This is a genomic window from Ruegeria sp. CF5 (assembly GCF_056537325.1).
Genome location: NZ_JBQFRI010000007.1, coordinates 144,920 through 161,139, shown reverse-complemented (window position 1 = coordinate 161,139; position 16,220 = coordinate 144,920). Strand labels below are relative to the sequence as shown.

Here is a 16,220-nt window from a genome sequence, read left to right as displayed (position 1 = left end):
ACGACCTCAGTCCCGTCGCATCTTGCGAAGAATCCGCGCCCAACCGCCCGGAGCCAGAAGAAACGACAGTCCGAATCCTGTGGCAAAACCACCCAGATCGGCCACCCAGTCCGATGTTCCGCCAAAGAGCAGACCGAACAAGAGCTGAATACCCATCAGAACTGCAATCAGGTTGAAGGCGCGGGCCTGATTGGCCCCCACCAGAGACAAATTGTGCCACAGCAACCAAGTGAAGGCGCCGATCAAGCCATAGACGGGCGGAAACCCTCCGATCAGGGGGTAGCTCGGATCAAGAACCAGCGCATAAACCAACGCGCCGCCGATGCCGGAAAGCACAAAGATCAGCAACATTGCTAAGCCGCCGAAAACTTCACCCACCATCTTGCCCATCGCAAGAACGAACACGCTGACGAAAAGGGCCTGCGTAAAATTGCCCGAGACAAAGGGATAGGTCACGAAACGGATGATGTGTTCAAATGGCCAGCGGCCGGTTTCGATCATCCAGTCCAGAATATCGGCGGAAAATGCATAGTTCTGGATCGCTTCGACACGCCAGCCCACTGCACCCGGCCCACCGACCAGCCCCCGCGCACCCAGCGAAAACGCCAGTTCGATCCCCATGATGAACAGCACCAGTGCCACCACGGCGGGCGGCAGCGGGTTAACCGGCGGTGTGTAATGATCACTGCTCATGGGCTTGGCCTTTCGCGGCTGTTGACGTCCCCTGACCTCATGGGTAAGCGACGGGGGCTGATTTTTCCAGACGGGAGTTCCCTTCCATGACCGAAACCATGTTCACGCCGCGCGTGTTTTCCGGCATCCAGCCCTCGGGCGGACTGACGCTGGGCAACTACCTTGGCGCGATGAAACGCTTCGTGGATATGCAGGGTCCGGAGTTCGAGACTGTCTATTGCATGGTCGACCTCCACGCGATCACCGTCTGGCAGGATCCGACCGCGCTGGCCCACAATACGCGCGAACTGTGCGCGGGCTTCATCGCTGCGGGCATTGATCCGGAACAGTCGATCCTGTTCAACCAAAGCCAGGTACCCGAGCATGCGCAGTTGGCGTGGATCTTCAACTGTGTCGCACGCATGGGATGGATGCAGCGAATGACCCAGTGGAAGGACAAGGCGGGCAAGAACCAGCAGAACGCCTCGCTGGGATTGTTTGCCTATCCGTCGCTGATGGCCGCCGACATCCTGATCTATCATGCGACGCATGTGCCTGTGGGTGAGGACCAGAAACAGCATCTGGAACTGACACGCGACATTGCCATCAAGTTCAACAACGATTTCGGCGTCGATTTCTTTCCGGTGACCGAACCCGTGATCGAGGGCGCGGCAACCCGTGTCATGAGCCTGCGCGACGGGTCCAAGAAAATGTCCAAATCCGACCCGTCGGACATGAGCCGGATCAACATGACCGACGATGCCGATACCATTGCCAAGAAGATCCGCAAGGCCAAGACCGACCCCGACGCCCTGCCGTCCGAGGCCGAAGGTCTGGAAGAACGCCCCGAGGCGCGCAATCTGGTCAACATCTATGCCGCGCTGAGCGATCAGCCGGTGGATCAGGTTCTGGCCGAGGTCGGCGGCAAGCAGTTTGGCGAATTCAAGCCAATGCTGGCCGATCTGGCAGTTGAACGTCTTTCGCCGATTTCTTCGGAAATGGCGCGTCTGATGGACGATCAGGCCGAAATTGACCGGATCCTGACGCGCGGTGCTGAACGGGCGCGCGAGATTACGGTTCCGATCCTGCGCCGGACCTACGAAATCGTCGGAATGGTTGGGGCAGGCAATTCCTGAACCCAATCTTTGAGCAATTCCGGGCCGCCTTTTTGCAAGGCGGCCCGTTTTTTGTCAGGCAGCCTGCGGTTGCAGGATTTCCCGGACTATGGATTCGGCCACGTCATGAGGGCTGACCGACTGGCTGATCGCACGGATCAGAATGCGATCCATGGTTCGATCCAATGCGTCCAACTTGGCCGCGACCCATTCCTGCCGGTTGGAAATCTGCAGAATCTCGGTGGCGACGTTGATGATGCCACCGCCGTTTGCAACGTAATCGGGCGCATAAAGAATCCCGCGTTCGTGCAGGCGCAACGCATCTTCATCGGTAGCAAGCTGATTGTTTGCGCCACCGGCCACCGCTCCGACTTTGAGCAGCGGAATGGTGGTTTCGTTCAGGATCGCACCGATGGCGCAGGGTGCAAAAATCTCTGCCTCGACGCCATAAATCTCATCCGGTGAAACCGCCGTTGCGGAGAACTCCCTGGCCACCAGGGCAACTTGTTGCGGATCGATATCCGTGACGACAAGGTTTGCCCCCGCTCCGTCCAGCAATCGACACAGGTGATGCCCGACATGGCCGAGACCCTGTACCGAAACCGTTTTCCCGCTGAGGTCCTCTGACCCGAACCGGTGCCGCGCCGTGGTTCGAATTGCGTTGAAGATACCTTGCGCCGTAATCGGAGAAGGGTCTCCGCTCGCGAATTCACCGTCTGAAAGGCCCGCAACGAAAGACGTCTCTGCCCCGATATGCGCCATGTCGGCGGGTGTCATCCCCATATCCTCGGCAGTCCGGTAATGCCCCTCAAGGCTGTGGACGACACGGCCAAAGGCGCGCAGCAATTGTGGGGTCTTGTCCGAAGTCGGATCGCCTATAATGACCGCCTTGCCGCCGCCCAATGGCAGGTCAGCGGCCGCATTCTTGAAGGTCATCCCCCGCGACAGGCGCAGGGCATCGTGCAACGCTTCGGTGCGGTGACCATATGTTTTCATCCTGACGCCGCCCGCAGCGGGTCCAAGTCGCGTCGAATGAATGGCCGCGTAGCCAAACAAACCGCTGGCGGCATCCTCGAACTGCACCACGCGCTCGTGGTCCGGCGCGTCAATTTCGGTAATCTTCATGTTGCCCCTCCGAAGTACTGCAGGAATCATGCCACACCGGGCTGAGCGGTTTTCACCAAGATGCGCTGACCAACTTTGCATCTTTGGTGAAATCCCCTAATTTGGGTGCAGGATTTAGAGATTTCACTATGGACAATATCGATCGTAAAATCGTTCGGGCCCTTCAGCAGGATGGTCGCATGACCGTTACCGAGCTGGCGGAAACCGTCGGCCTTTCTGCGACGCCCTGCGCACGTCGACTGGATCGTTTGCAAAAAGACCAGATCATCACGGGATACACGGCACAGGTAGATGCCGCGAAACTTGGCTACGGGGTGTCGATCTTTGTGTCAGTCGAGCTGGAAAAACAGGACCGTTCAGCCATTGATGCTTTTGAGCGCGCCATACGCCGGTGCGACGAGGTGATGGAGTGCTATCTGATGACAGGGTCGCGCGATATTCTCTTGCGGGTTGTTGCGTCCGATCTTTCAGCATTCGACGCGTTTCTGGAAAACCAGTTGATGCAAATACCCGGTATCCGGAACCTGCGTTCGAATTTTGCCCTGCGCACCATGGTCAAACGTGAAACGCTGCCTGTTTCGGCCTGACTATTCTCTGGACCTCTGCCCGGTGCCCCCCTAGTTTCTGCTGGAATTGAGGGAGAGCATCATGGCGGTCGGCAGCAACATTCGCACCTATTTCGAAGGTAAATGGCACGACGGGGACGCGCCGATCATGCGGGCCGGAGATCACGGCGCATGGCTGGGGACATCAGTGTTTGACGGAGCGCGCTTTTTCAATGGAATGACGCCAGATCTTGAGGCGCATTGCGCAAGAACCAACCGGTCGGCCAAGGCGCTGATGCTGACGCCGACCGTGTCAGTCGATCAGATGGTTGAAATTGTGCGCGACGGCTTGCAGGCATACGGCCCGGACAAAGCCGTATACATCCGCCCGATGTACTGGGGCATTGACGGGGACGCATCGGCAATAGTGCCACAGGAAGACAGCACCGGCTTTGCTGTCTGTCTGGAAGAGATACCTCTGGCCCCGGCAGAGGCCTCGGTCACGCTGACTACAACGCGTTTTCGCCGCCCTGTACTGGAAACGGCAGTCGTGAACGCCAAGGCGGGGTGCCTTTATCCCAACAATGCAAGGATGTTACGCGAAGCCCGCTCCAAAGGGTTCAGCAATGCCCTTGTCGCTGATGCCATGGGCCACGTCGCCGAAACCGCCACCGCCAACATCTTCATGGTGAAGGACGGTGAGGTATTCACGCCCGTGGCAAACGGCACGTTTCTGGCGGGCATCACCCGCGCGCGGCATATGAAGAACCTGCGCGAGGATGGCGTTACGGTGCACGAATCCATCCTGAGCTTTGAGGATTTTCACGATGCGGACGAAGTCTTTATGTCCGGCAACATGAACAAGGTGACGCCAGTGACTGCTCTGGATGACACGCAGTACCAAATCGGGCCGATTGCCCGGCGCGCACGTGAGTTGTATTGGGACTGGGCTGCGTCAAACCGTTGAGCGGGCCAACTGCGTTGTTGAGTTGCCAGCCCTCGTTTGCTCAGGCATGATCCCTGAAACGGAAAGGACATATATGCGCAAGTTCCTTGTTATTCTTGACGATAGCCGCGAATGCCTGAATGCAATGCGGTTTGCAGCTATGCGCGCGTCAAACACTGGCGGCGGCGTTATCGTCCTGTCCGTGATACCGCCCGATGAATTCAATCACTGGATCGGCGTTGCAGCAGTGATGCGTGAGGAAGCGCGCGAGAGAATTCATGCCCATTTCGAGGTGTTCGCGAAATGGATGCGGGACAAGCAGGGGGTTGAGCCGGAACTGGCGATTCGCGAAGGTGAAGCGGTTCCCGAGATCATCGAGCATGTAAATTCCGACCCTGAAATCGGGGTGCTGGTGCTGGGCGCGGGTACCGACAAAAAAGGACCCGGCCCTCTGGTGACACAGTTGACGCGCAATTCCGGCGGCCTGCCGATTCCGATCACCATAGTTCCGGGTGATCTGAGCAAAGAAAAACTGGAAGAGATTACCTGATCGGACATTGAACCGGTTGATGCAGGATCCTGCGTCGATTCGGAAAAATTCAAAAACTCTGATAATATGCGCGAGTCGATTTATTAGCTTGTGCGTATTAGTTGTGAAAAAATTGTTCCATACCGTTCTGGTCGCGGTTTTTGCTATACCGTTATACCTTTCCGCCGCGCAGGCCGAAGGGTTCGATCCCTGCCCGCGACTGCACGGTGCGGAAGACAATGAACCGCGAATCAGGTGGAACTGGTTTCTGACCGGCAACGACGAAGCAGAACCAGTGCCATACAGCGAACATGAATACTATGTAACGGTCACCCCGGGCCGTTTCGTGAACGTGCGATGCGATGACGCCCAATTCGAAGAGCAGGAAATGTATCCGATCGGTGTAGTCGTGAAGCCGATCGCCTATGTCTCGCTTCCGGATTTCGAGGCGGGTCGCGGCGACCGCGCAATCCTTGTCATAACCGAGTACGGACATCGCAAGCTTATTCGCGAACAGGACATTCAGCCGCTTTTACAGGAACAGACCTACTTCTTTAGCGACAGCCCCGCAAATTCGCTGATTTGCAGAAGCGCCGATAACTGCCCGGGAAGTGGGATGGACATCTGCGACAGACCTTCCCAGTGCCGGTACGTTGTTTCGGCGCGTTATGGGTTTGCCGTGGCTGAAGCGGATGACCCACAGGCGATGAGTACAATACAGGCCTTTCAGGCGGCCCTGAGCCAATCCTCTCGCGACGCAGATTTCTGGAGCGAAAGCGGAGACGAAATCAGTCTGGAAGACCTTGAAGAAGCGGCGTGCCAGCCGTTTCCGGTTCTGGCCTACAAGGCTGGGGGTGAGCCACATCAGAGTGGCGCAAGTTATTTGTCGTTCTGCGCCAGCCGAAAGGCCGCCGGTGCAGAATACAACGCGCTGTTTCCGCTTAAGATCGTAACGAAGTCCTATGCGGATCAGGCGTTTGCCTGGCAACTGGATGGCTCGTTCCATCGCCGGTTTGGCGTCGGGCAGGCCGGACAGGACACCAATCTGCTGGATGCAATGACAAACTACCGCATCACCTCGGTCAAGGAATGTGGAACGGAAGTCAGCGATACTTCAGGATTTGACGCATCTGTTGGCCTTAAGGCCAAGGTTTCAGCCGGGATTTTCGAAGCATCTGCGGGGGCGGAAACCGCTTTGACCGCTGAAATCACCAACACTCTGAGCGAGGACGACTATTTGCTGATGTCGACCTATTTCATCGAACCGATCAAAAACGCCCCGGCGGTCAGCGAGGAAGATGATAGTGAGCTGTGGCTGTTCCGCGTAATTTTCCGATCACGGTGCGTGGACGGAACACCCAAATCCGCCACATCTGTCATCATCCATTACCACCGACTGTCCAGCAAGGTGCTTGAAGTGCGCGCCGCAGACGATCTGAAGCAAAGCTATCTCCAGAAATGGAAAGACTATGCCTATGCGGCAAATACCAGCGCTTCCGCCCTGCGCGAGGGGCAGTTCTGGACCGTTCCCGATCTGGCCGGATACTTCATCTGGCGCGACACGTTGCGCAAGTTCATCGAAGTGGAAAACAACGTCACAAGCCGGTTGCTGGCGCGTCATCCGCAGGAACAACGGCCCTATGTGCGCGACTTTTTCGTCTTTCTGATGTTGGCGGCCGCGTTCGATCACCGTGATCCATCTTTGAATTGAGGAAAAAATGCTGCGCCTGACCTTTCTTCTTGTTCTGACTCTGTCCGTCGGCAGCCAGTCGTCTGGTGGCTCGGCATGTGAAATTGCGCAAGGCACACGCTGCTGCACGCTCAGCACCGGTGTCCAATGCTGCGGCTTTTCCTCTTCGCCAACAGGTTCGATCAGCGGCTGCGACTGCCCGGATCTGAACCAGAGTTGAATGCTGATCCAGATTTGCACATTTTAGAATCGTTCCAATTCTTGACTTCTGCGGTCCGCACCCGCATATCAGGGTCAACAGAAGCGGAGCGTGACATGTTCATCCAGACCGAATCCACCCCAAACCCGGCCACGTTGAAATTCCTGCCCGGTCAAACCGTTCTGGAAATGGGCACGGCGGACTTCCCGTCGCCAGAGGCGGCTCAGAAATCGCCATTGGCGCAGCGTATCTTTGCCGTGAATGGCGTGACAGGCGTATTCTTTGGCAACGACTTCGTAACCGTGACCAAAGAAGACGGCGTTGAGTGGGACCACATCAAGCCCGCCATTCTTGGCGCGGTGATGGAACACTACCAGTCCGGCCAACCAGTGATGGGCGCGGATGCGCAAACAGCCTCGGGTCATGCCGAGCACACCGGCGAGGACGCCGAAGTTGTAGACCAGATCAAAGAGTTGCTGGACAGCCGCGTGCGCCCGGCGGTGGCACAGGACGGTGGTGACATCACCTTCCACGGTTTCGACCGCGGTGTCGTCTATCTGCATATGCAGGGCGCCTGCGCGGGTTGCCCCTCGTCCACTCTGACCCTGAAGATGGGCATTGAAAACCTGCTGCGTCACTACATCCCCGAAGTGACCGAGGTGCGCCCGGTTGCCGTCTGAACCGACGATACTGGCATTCGATACATCGGCCGCGCATTGCGCGGCCGCTTTGTTGCGTGACGGCGAAATCTTGTTGTCGCGGGCCGAAGCGATGTCGAGGGGGCAAGCCGAACGGCTGATGCCACTACTTCAGGAACTGCTGACCGAGGCCGGATGTGACTGGAGCGATCTGGATGCAATCGGCGTCGGAATCGGTCCGGGCAACTTCACCGGCATCCGAATTTCGGTATCCGCCGCTCGCGGGCTTGCACTGGGTCTTGAGGTTCCCGCCGTTGGCGTCTCAGGGTTTGAGGCGTTGAGTTTGATCGCCCCGGCAGGCCACATCCCTGCAATCGCGGCCCCGCGGGATCAGGTTTATTTTCAGATCGGAGAGGACGCTCCGGTATTGTCAGGCCGAGAACAGGTGGAAGCCCATGCCCCCCTGTTTTTTTGCGATGAGCCCCAAAAACATGCCGAGGCGATTGCCCGGTCTGCAGTCCAGCGTTGGAACACAACCAGTGAGGCACCGGCCCCTCTTTATGTTCGACCGGCTGATGCGGCGCCTTCCAGAGACGTGCCGCCGGTACTTCTGGACGAATGAGACCGGCGGAAATGGCGGCCCTGCACGCCGCAGCTTTCAGACAGTCGCGCCCCTGGACGGAAGAAGAGTTCGCTGATCTTCTGGCCAACCAGTTCACCTATGCCATTGGCGGTACTGATTGTTTTGCGGTAATTCGCGTCATAGCGGACGAGGCGGAACTGCTGACCATCGCGACCCACCCCTCGCGCCAGCGAGCAGGATTGGCACGTAATCTGATGAACGACTGGCAGCACACGGCCATCAAGGCGGGCGCGTCCCGCGCGTTTCTGGATGTCGCTGCTGATAATCACGCGGCCATTGCACTCTATAAAAGTTGCGGTTATGCGCCCTGCGGTCTGCGCCGGGGCTACTATCGGCGCGAAAACGAGGAGAACGTGGACGCAATTGTAATGGAACGCAGCTTGCCCTGACGGCAGCCGGGCGTTTCTCAGACCATCTGGTCAAAAAGCGGTTGACCACCGCCGCCGCAAACGGCCTTAATTGCCAGCATCACAGCAGTTCTGCTCGCTTTGAGCGGAGCAACGGATTATTCGTTCGCTCCGGATCGATAAAAACCAACGGGAGTACAAAATGACCCTGATGAAATCCTTGATGGGCGCCGCTGCCGCCGTCGCATTGACGGCAGGCGCAGCCCTTGCCGAACCGGCCCTGATCTTTGATCTGGGTGGCAAGTTCGACAAGTCGTTCAACGAAGCCGCACATAACGGCGCCTCGCGCTGGGCCGAGGAAACCGGCGGAAGCTATCGCGAGATCGAGCTGCAGTCTGAAGCGCAGCGTGAGCAGGCTCTGCGCCGCTTTGCCGAAGCGGGTGCAAACCCGATCATCACCATGGGTTTCGCGATGGCCGATCCGCTGAGCACCGTTGCACCCGACTATCCCGACACCAAGTTCGTCGTGGTTGACGTAACATGGCTGGACGCGCCGAACCTGCGTCAGGTCGGCTTTGCCGAGCACGAAGGGTCGTACCTTGTGGGCATGATGGCGGCGATGGCGTCTAAATCGGGCACCGTTGGCTTTATCGGCGGCATGGACGTTCCGCTTATCCGTCACTTTGGTTGTGGCTATGCACAAGGTGCCAAGGCCGTTAACCCCGACATCAATGTCGTCGCCAACATGACCGGCACAACCCCGGCCGCTTGGAATGACCCGGTGAAGGGTTCGGAACTGACCAAAGCTCAGATCAGCCAGGGTGCTGACGTTGTTTATGCCGCCGCGGGCGGTACCGGTGTTGGCGTTCTGCAGACCGCTGCAGACGAAGGCATCCTGTCCATCGGCGTTGACAGCAACCAGAACCACCTGCATCCGGGCAAGGTTCTGACCTCTATGCTGAAACGCGTGGACGTGGCTGTTTATGAGGCCATGAAAGCGGGCGACGGGGTCGAGCCAGGTGTCTTTACCATGGGTCTCGCCGAAGAGGGCGTTGGCTATGCTCTGGATGACAACAACGCGCCTTTGGTTTCGGATGAAATGAAGGCCGCAGTCGACAAGGCACGCCAGGACATCATCGATGGCAACGTCACGGTCGTCAGCTATTACGAGAACGACAGCTGCCCGGCACTGCAGTTCTGATATCGCGCGGGACGGGGAGAACACTTTCCGTCCCGCATCCACTCTGCCGCCATTTGCAAGCGCGGCCCTTCGGCAATTGAGGACAAGACATGACCGTCCCCGCCATTGAGCTCAAAGGGATATCCAAAGCCTTTGGGCCGGTTCAGGCCAACAAGGACATCTCCATCAGCGTCGCCCCCGGCACGATCCATGGGATCATCGGTGAAAACGGTGCGGGCAAATCCACGCTGATGAGCATTCTCTACGGCTTTTACAAAGCTGACAAAGGCGAAATCTGGATCAACGGTACAAAGACCGACATCCCCGATAGTCAGGCGGCGATCGCTGCAGGCATCGGTATGGTTTTTCAGCATTTCAAGCTGGTCGAGAATTTCACAGTTCTGGAAAACATCGTTCTGGGCGCCGAAGAGGGCGGCCTGCTTGCGCCATCTCTGGCCAAGGCGCGCAAGGAACTGAAAGAGCTGGAAGAAGAATACGAACTGTTTGTCGATCCGGACAAACGCATCGACGAGATCGGTGTCGGTATGCAACAACGGGTCGAAATCCTCAAGGCGCTGTACCGGCGCGCGGAAATTTTGATTCTGGACGAACCCACGGGCGTGTTGACACCGGCCGAGGCGGACCAGTTGTTCCGCATTCTGCACCGCCTGCGGGAAGAGGGTAAGACGATCATCCTGATCACCCACAAGCTGCGCGAGATCATGGAAGCCACCGATACGGTTTCGGTGATGCGCCGCGGCCAGATGACGGCGACGGTCAAGACAGCGGAAACCAACCCCGAGGAATTGGCCGAACTGATGGTGGGCCGCAAGGTTCTGTTGCAGGTCGACAAGGTTCCGGCTCAACCGGGCAAGCCAATTCTGGAAATCGAGAATCTGCACGTCAGCGACGAGGCTGGTGTCGCACGGGTCAAGGGCATCAACCTGACTGTTCGCGCGGGCGAGATCGTCGGCATCGCCGGTGTCGCCGGAAACGGCCAGTCTGAGCTACTGGAAGTTCTGGGCGGTATGCGCGCTGGAAGTGGCACGATCAAACTGAACGGCTCCCCTCTGGCGCTGAGCGGTCCGGGTTCGGATGGGCAGGCGCGCCGCGCCCAGCATATCGCACACGTGCCCGAAGACCGGCAGCGCGAGGGTCTGATCATGGACTTTCACGCCTGGGAAAACGTGGCCTTCGGGTACCATCGCGATCCGGCTTATCAGCGTGGCATCTTCATGGACAACGCCGCCCTGCGGGCCGACACCGAACGCAAGATCGAGAAGTTCGACGTGCGCCCACCCGATGGCTGGCTGGCAGCCAAGAATTTCTCGGGCGGGAACCAGCAGAAAATCGTCGTCGCACGCGAGATCGAGCGTAATCCGGACCTGCTGCTGGTCGGCCAACCCACGCGTGGCGTTGATATCGGCGCGATCGAATTCATCCACAAACAGATTGTCGCACTGCGTGATCAGGGCAAGGCCATCCTTCTGGTCTCGGTCGAACTGGAGGAAATTTTCTCGCTCTCGGACCGGATCGCGGTGATGTTTGACGGACATATCATGGGCGAACGTCTGCCAAATGAAACAGATGAAAAAGAACTGGGCCTGTTGATGGCCGGTGTTGCGGGGGAGGCCGCGTAACATGGACAAAATGCCTAAATGGGCCGACGTGGTTCTGATCCCGGTGATCAGTCTGATACTGGCAGCGATCCTATCCGCCCTTGTCATCCTTGCCATCGGTGAAAACCCGGTCGAGGCTGTGAACCTAATGGTTACCGGTGCGCTGGGGTCTACCTATGGCTGGGGCTATACGCTGTATTATGCCACCAATTTCATTTTCACCGGTCTGGCCGTAGCCGTCGCATTCCATGCGCGCCTGTTCAATATCGGTGGCGAAGGTCAGGCGATGCTTGGCGGGCTGGGCGTGGCGCTTGTTTGCTTGCACGTGCCATGGCCACACTGGTCCATCGCTTTGCTCGGGGCCTGTGCGGCATCGATGATCTTTGGAGCGGCGTGGGCGGCAATTCCGGCCTATCTGCAGGCCAAGCGCGGCAGCCATATCGTGATCACCACGATCATGTTCAATTTCATCGCTGCGGCGTTCCTCAACTATATGCTGGTCAACGTCATGCGTCCGCAAGGGTCGATGGACCCGGCGACCGCCCGTTTCCCTGAGGCAACGCATCTGCCAACCTTCCAGTCGATGTTCTCGACCGCCGAAAACGTGGTGTTCCGCGGCGCGCCTGCCAACATCTCGTTCTTTGTGGCAATCCTTGCCTGCGTTGTGGTCTGGGCCCTGATCTGGCGCACCCGCCTGGGTTACGAAATCCGGGCCTATGGCCATTCGGAAACCGGGGCCATCTACGCCGGTATATCGCCTGTTCGCATCACTATTGTCGCCATGCTGATTTCAGGTGCTTTGGCTGGTCTGATGGCAACCAACAACGTGATGGGCGAGGCAGAGCGGCTGGTTCTGAATTCGACCGAAGGTGCGGGCTTTATCGGTATCGCAGTGGCGCTGATGGGCCGGTCGCATCCCTTTGGCGTATTCCTTGCCGCGATCCTGTTCGGCTTTCTCTATCAGGGGGGGGCAGAGCTGGCGCTGTGGACTTCAATCCCCCGCGAACTGATCGTGGTGATTCAGGCACTGGTGATCCTGTTCACCGGGGCATTGGACAATATGGTGCGGATGCCGCTTGAAAAGCTGTTCCTTGGATTGCGGAAAGGATCGGCCTGATGGATTTTCTGACACTCATTCAGGTCCTCGATTCGACCGTTCGCTTGGCGACACCTTTGCTGCTGGCCTGTCTTGCGGGGCTATACTCCGAGCGGGCGGGCATCTTTGACATCGGCCTGGAAGGCAAGATGCTGATGGCCGCGTTCTTTTCCGCCGCTGTCGCGGCCGTAACCGGTTCGGTCTGGCTGGGGTTGCTGGCGGGTATCGCGTCTTCGCTGGTTCTTGCAGGGCTGCACGGCCTGGCTTCGATCACTTTCCGCGGCAACCAACTGATCTCAGGCGTGGCGATCAATTTCCTTGCCGCCGGTATGACCGTGCTTGTCGCGCAGGACTGGTTTCAACAGGGAGGACGTACTCCTTCGCTGATCGGCGAAGGGCGCTTTGAGAGCGCTGAATTCCCGTTGGCAATCGGTCCGGAAGACGCAGAGCTTGCAGGACGTCCGGTTTCGGCACTGATGTCCGAAACCAACGTTTTGCACCAGATTTATTCCGAATTGCTCTCAGGTCATTCCATTCTGGTCTATTTTGCCTTTCTGGCGGTGCCCGCAACCTGGTGGATTCTGTACCGCACCCGTTTCGGACTTCGTCTGCGTGCGGTGGGTGAAAACCCTGCGGCGGTCGACACGGCCGGCGTGTCAGTGGTGGGCTTGCGGTATGCGGCTGTGGCAATCTGTGGTGTTCTTTGCGGCATTGCGGGGGCCTATCTGGCGACAGCTCTGCAGGCTGGCTTTGTAAAGGACATGACGGCGGGGCGCGGCTTCATTGCGCTGGCGGCGCTGATCTTCGCCAAATGGCGACCCTGGCACGCCATGGGGGCCTGCCTGCTGTTCGGCCTGTTGCAGGCCATAGCCCTGCGGTTCCAGAACATCGATCTGGGTGGTGTCGTCATCCCGGTTCAGCTTATGGACGCCCTGCCCTATATCCTGACGGTCGTGATTCTTGCCGGGTTTGTCGGCAAGGCCATCCCGCCGCGCGCGGGTGGCGAACCATACGTAAAAGAACGCTGATAGGGCCAGTTCAGGACCGTTCTTCGGTCCTGTTCGCTGCATAGCGGCATGCAGAGTTGATTTTGCGTGCCGCAACCGCTCTAAGGGGGTATGCATGTCTACCTCCCTATCGCCGAGGTCTCGGTGAATCCCCTATTGTTACTGGGCATCGGTGCAGCCGTCGGAGTGCTTTCCGGGATGTTCGGAGTGGGGGGCGGGTTTCTGATCACGCCTTTGCTGTTTCTTATCGGCATTCCGCCAACGGTTGCAGTCGCAACATCTGCAAATCAGGTTGTCGCATCCTCTTTCTCGGGGCTTCTGGCCCATCTCAAAAGAAGAACCGTCGATTTGAAGATGGGGCTTGTTCTGCTTGTTGGCGGGCTTTTCGGTGCGGCGTTGGGGATGGTTCTTTTTAACTTTCTCAAGCAGCTCGGGCAGGTCGATCTGGCCGTTCAACTTTGTTACGTGGTGTTTCTTGGCGTCATCGGCAGCCTGATGTTCGTCGAAAGTGTGAACGCAATCCGGAGGTCTAAACAAGCCGGAGGCGCGGCACCTTATAAACGCCGTCAGCGAACATGGGTTCATGCGCTGCCATTCAAGATGCGATTTCGCGGCTCAAGCCTTTATATTTCCGTCATTCCACCTGCATTGGTTGGGTTCGGCGTGGGCATTCTGTCGGCAATCATGGGGGTTGGCGGTGGTTTCATCATGGTGCCTGCCATGATCTACGTTCTTGGGATGCCGACCAAGGTTGTGATCGGAACGTCCCTGTTTCAGATCATCTTTGTGGCCGGGTTCACGACGATGGTGCATGCTTCAACCAATTTCAGTGTCGATCTGATGCTTGCCCTTCTGTTGATTCTGGGCGGCGTCGTGGGGGCACAGTTGGGCACACAGATCGGCGCGCGCCTGAAAGCCGAGCAATTGCGCGTTCTGCTGGCCCTTCTTGTAATGTCGGTTTCGGGCAAAATCGCCTTTGAACTGCTGCTTGAACCGGTCGAGCTTTATTCAGTCACCGAACAGGGTGGGATTGATCCTACCGGCAGTCAAAACTCTCCACGTGCGGTGGGAAATGACACGGAACTGTCACCCATGGGCTGCACACGATCACTCGATGCCGGTGAGTGCGTAAAACCTGCCGCATTGCACAACTTATCCAGGCTGGACTAGAAGTCACCATGCAGATCTATTTACCGATAGCCGAAGTATCAGTTAACGCGTTCCTGCTTTTGGGCCTTGGTGGTCTGGTGGGCATCCTTTCCGGAATGTTTGGAGTCGGGGGCGGGTTTCTGATGACACCGCTGCTGTTCTTTATCGGGATTCCTCCAGCCGTCGCGGTTGCCACCGAAGCGAACCAAATCGTCGCCTCATCATTTTCGGGCGTTCTGGCCCATTTCCGACGAAAGACCGTGGACCTCAGGATGGGGACGGTATTGCTGATAGGCGGATTAATCGGCGCGGCGCTTGGCGTGGTGGTGTTCAACTATCTCAAAAGCCTCGGTCAGGTCGATCTGCTGGTAAAGCTTTGCTATGTGGTGTTTCTGGGGGTCATCGGTGGGCTGATGTTCATCGAAAGCCTCAACGCCATCCGCAAGCTGCGCAAGGCCGATGGAGCGCCGCCGCCTAAACGCCGTCAGCGCGGATGGGTTCATGCGATGCCCCTCAAGATGCGGTTTCGGACATCTGGCCTGTATATTTCGGTCATCCCACCGCTGGTCGTCGGCCTTTGCGTTGGCGTGTTGTCCGCAATTATGGGCGTCGGCGGCGGATTCATCATGGTTCCGGCGATGATCTACATTCTGGGGATGCCGACCAAGGTCGTGGTGGGAACGTCGCTGTTCCAAATCATCTTTGTTACCGCATTCACCACGATGCTGCACGCGACCACCAACTATACGGTTGATGTGATGCTGGCCGTTCTGCTGCTGGTGGGCGGGGTGATCGGAGCCCAGATCGGTACCCAGATCGGAGCGCGCATGAAAGCCGAGCAGTTGCGCATTTTGCTTGCCCTCATGGTTCTGGCCGTCTGCGGCAAGCTGGCTTTGGAACTGCTTCTTCAGCCGTCGGAGCTGTATTCACTTGGCACGGACGGAGGGCACTGAGATGTTGCGTCTGATCGCTGTTTTCTGTCTGTTGTGTTCCTCTGCTCTTGCTGACGGGGAACAGGTTGTTCTTGGCCTCAGTCAGGACCGTGTTGCCATTACCGCCAATTTCGACGGCTCCGATATCCTGATCTTTGGTGCAGTCAAACGTGAAGCCCCAATTCCATCGGGCCCACCGCTGGAAGTGGTCGTTGCAGTGTCCGGCCCATCCGAACCGGTGATGGTGCGCCGCAAGGAAAAGAAATTCGGTATCTGGGTGAATGTGGACAGCGTGTTGGTGGACTCGGCCCCCAGTTTTTACGCAGTCGCAACCAGTGCACCGTTCGATCAGGTGCTTACCGATACCGAAGACCTGCGGTATCGCATTTCCATCGAGCGGGCCATTCGCTCGGTTGGGGCTGCTATGCATATCCGCGAAGCACAGTCATTTGCTGATGCGGTCGTTCGCATCCGTGAAAAGGAGCACCTGTATTCCATTCGCGAAGACACGGTGGCCGTGGATCAGCAGACCTTGTTTCGCACCTCAATCGAGATGCCTGCGGATCTGACCGAGGGCGAGTACGTCGCCCGGATTTTCCTGACGCGCGGGGGAGAGGTCATTTCACAGCTGGAAACCGCAATCGATGTGCGCAAGGTCGGACTGGAACGTTTTCTTTACAACCTGTCACGGCAAAACCCGATGGTTTATGGCCTGATGTCTCTGGCGATTGCCATTGCCGCAGGCTGGAGCGCGTCCACGGCATTCCGTCTGCTGCGCGAGAACTGAT

General features: G+C 57.9%; 18 protein-coding genes. 16 read left to right on the top strand and 2 right to left on the bottom strand.

Annotated elements, in window-relative coordinates:
- Positions 1-6: 6 nt before the first annotated feature.
- Positions 7-693: a rhomboid family intramembrane serine protease gene (locus ACR0NW_RS16785; RefSeq protein ID WP_170654755.1), complete on the bottom strand. Its 687-nt coding sequence runs from the start codon at positions 691-693 to the stop codon at positions 7-9.
- 86 nt (positions 694-779) lie between these two features.
- On the opposite strand from ACR0NW_RS16785, the gene trpS reads away from it, so the two are divergent.
- Entirely contained in the window at positions 780-1,808 is a 1,029-nt protein-coding gene (trpS, locus tag ACR0NW_RS16780; protein WP_480451447.1) for a tryptophan--tRNA ligase, read from the top strand.
- Positions 1,809-1,862: 54 nt separating this feature from the next.
- Here the strand turns inward: trpS and ACR0NW_RS16775 are convergent, their stop codons facing one another.
- The gene (locus ACR0NW_RS16775; protein WP_480451449.1) at positions 1,863-2,912 is read right to left on the bottom strand and encodes a Glu/Leu/Phe/Val family dehydrogenase; all 1,050 of its coding nucleotides are present in this window, start codon (positions 2,910-2,912) and stop codon (positions 1,863-1,865) included.
- A 128-nt stretch (positions 2,913-3,040) separates the two neighbouring features.
- Between ACR0NW_RS16775 and ACR0NW_RS16770 the strand changes: the two genes are divergently transcribed.
- The 15 genes from ACR0NW_RS16770 (at position 3,041) to ACR0NW_RS16700 (ending at position 16,219) form a co-directional block, all read left to right on the top strand.
- On the top strand, positions 3,041-3,499 hold the full coding sequence (locus ACR0NW_RS16770; RefSeq protein ID WP_480451451.1) for an Lrp/AsnC family transcriptional regulator: 459 nt from the start codon (positions 3,041-3,043) through the stop codon (positions 3,497-3,499).
- A gap of 61 nt (positions 3,500-3,560) precedes the next feature.
- The gene (locus ACR0NW_RS16765; protein ID WP_480451453.1) at positions 3,561-4,424 is read left to right on the top strand and encodes a branched-chain amino acid aminotransferase; all 864 of its coding nucleotides are present in this window, start codon (positions 3,561-3,563) and stop codon (positions 4,422-4,424) included.
- Between the two features lie 73 nt (positions 4,425-4,497).
- The gene (locus tag ACR0NW_RS16760; protein WP_170654907.1) at positions 4,498-4,953 is read left to right on the top strand and encodes a universal stress protein; all 456 of its coding nucleotides are present in this window, start codon (positions 4,498-4,500) and stop codon (positions 4,951-4,953) included.
- A gap of 112 nt (positions 4,954-5,065) precedes the next feature.
- Positions 5,066-6,643 (top strand): hypothetical protein, encoded by a 1,578-nt coding sequence (locus ACR0NW_RS16755; protein WP_480451455.1) that lies wholly within the window; start codon positions 5,066-5,068, stop codon positions 6,641-6,643.
- Between the two features lie 7 nt (positions 6,644-6,650).
- A complete protein-coding gene (locus tag ACR0NW_RS16750) occupies positions 6,651-6,842 on the top strand; it encodes a hypothetical protein (RefSeq protein ID WP_480451457.1) in 192 nt (63 codons plus the stop codon).
- Between the two features lie 95 nt (positions 6,843-6,937).
- Positions 6,938-7,501 carry a NifU family protein gene (locus ACR0NW_RS16745; protein WP_480451459.1) on the top strand — a complete coding sequence of 188 codons (564 nt, stop codon included), beginning with the start codon at positions 6,938-6,940 and terminating at the stop codon, positions 7,499-7,501.
- Positions 7,491-8,081 (top strand): tRNA (adenosine(37)-N6)-threonylcarbamoyltransferase complex dimerization subunit type 1 TsaB, encoded by a 591-nt coding sequence (gene tsaB, locus ACR0NW_RS16740; RefSeq protein WP_480451460.1) that lies wholly within the window; start codon positions 7,491-7,493, stop codon positions 8,079-8,081. The genes ACR0NW_RS16745 and tsaB overlap by 11 nt, the downstream gene beginning before the upstream one ends.
- A gap of 11 nt (positions 8,082-8,092) precedes the next feature.
- Positions 8,093-8,491, top strand: coding sequence for a GNAT family N-acetyltransferase (locus ACR0NW_RS16735; RefSeq protein WP_480451462.1), 399 nt, complete (start codon positions 8,093-8,095; stop codon positions 8,489-8,491).
- A gap of 160 nt (positions 8,492-8,651) precedes the next feature.
- Entirely contained in the window at positions 8,652-9,650 is a 999-nt protein-coding gene (locus ACR0NW_RS16730) for a BMP family ABC transporter substrate-binding protein (protein ID WP_170654737.1), read from the top strand.
- An 89-nt stretch (positions 9,651-9,739) separates the two neighbouring features.
- A complete protein-coding gene (locus ACR0NW_RS16725) occupies positions 9,740-11,269 on the top strand; it encodes an ABC transporter ATP-binding protein (protein ID WP_480451464.1) in 1,530 nt (509 codons plus the stop codon).
- A gap of 1 nt (position 11,270) precedes the next feature.
- The gene (locus tag ACR0NW_RS16720) at positions 11,271-12,365 is read left to right on the top strand and encodes an ABC transporter permease (RefSeq protein WP_170654733.1); all 1,095 of its coding nucleotides are present in this window, start codon (positions 11,271-11,273) and stop codon (positions 12,363-12,365) included.
- Entirely contained in the window at positions 12,365-13,372 is a 1,008-nt protein-coding gene (locus ACR0NW_RS16715; protein WP_480451466.1) for an ABC transporter permease, read from the top strand. Before ACR0NW_RS16720 ends, ACR0NW_RS16715 begins: the two co-directional genes overlap by 1 nt.
- Before the next feature lie 90 nt (positions 13,373-13,462).
- The gene (locus tag ACR0NW_RS16710; protein ID WP_480451468.1) at positions 13,463-14,521 is read left to right on the top strand and encodes a sulfite exporter TauE/SafE family protein; all 1,059 of its coding nucleotides are present in this window, start codon (positions 13,463-13,465) and stop codon (positions 14,519-14,521) included.
- Between the two features lie 8 nt (positions 14,522-14,529).
- The gene (locus ACR0NW_RS16705; RefSeq protein ID WP_170654726.1) at positions 14,530-15,453 is read left to right on the top strand and encodes a sulfite exporter TauE/SafE family protein; all 924 of its coding nucleotides are present in this window, start codon (positions 14,530-14,532) and stop codon (positions 15,451-15,453) included.
- Between the two features lies 1 nt (position 15,454).
- A complete protein-coding gene (locus ACR0NW_RS16700) occupies positions 15,455-16,219 on the top strand; it encodes a TIGR02186 family protein (RefSeq protein ID WP_170654725.1) in 765 nt (254 codons plus the stop codon).
- The last annotated feature ends 1 nt before the right edge of the window (position 16,220 follow it).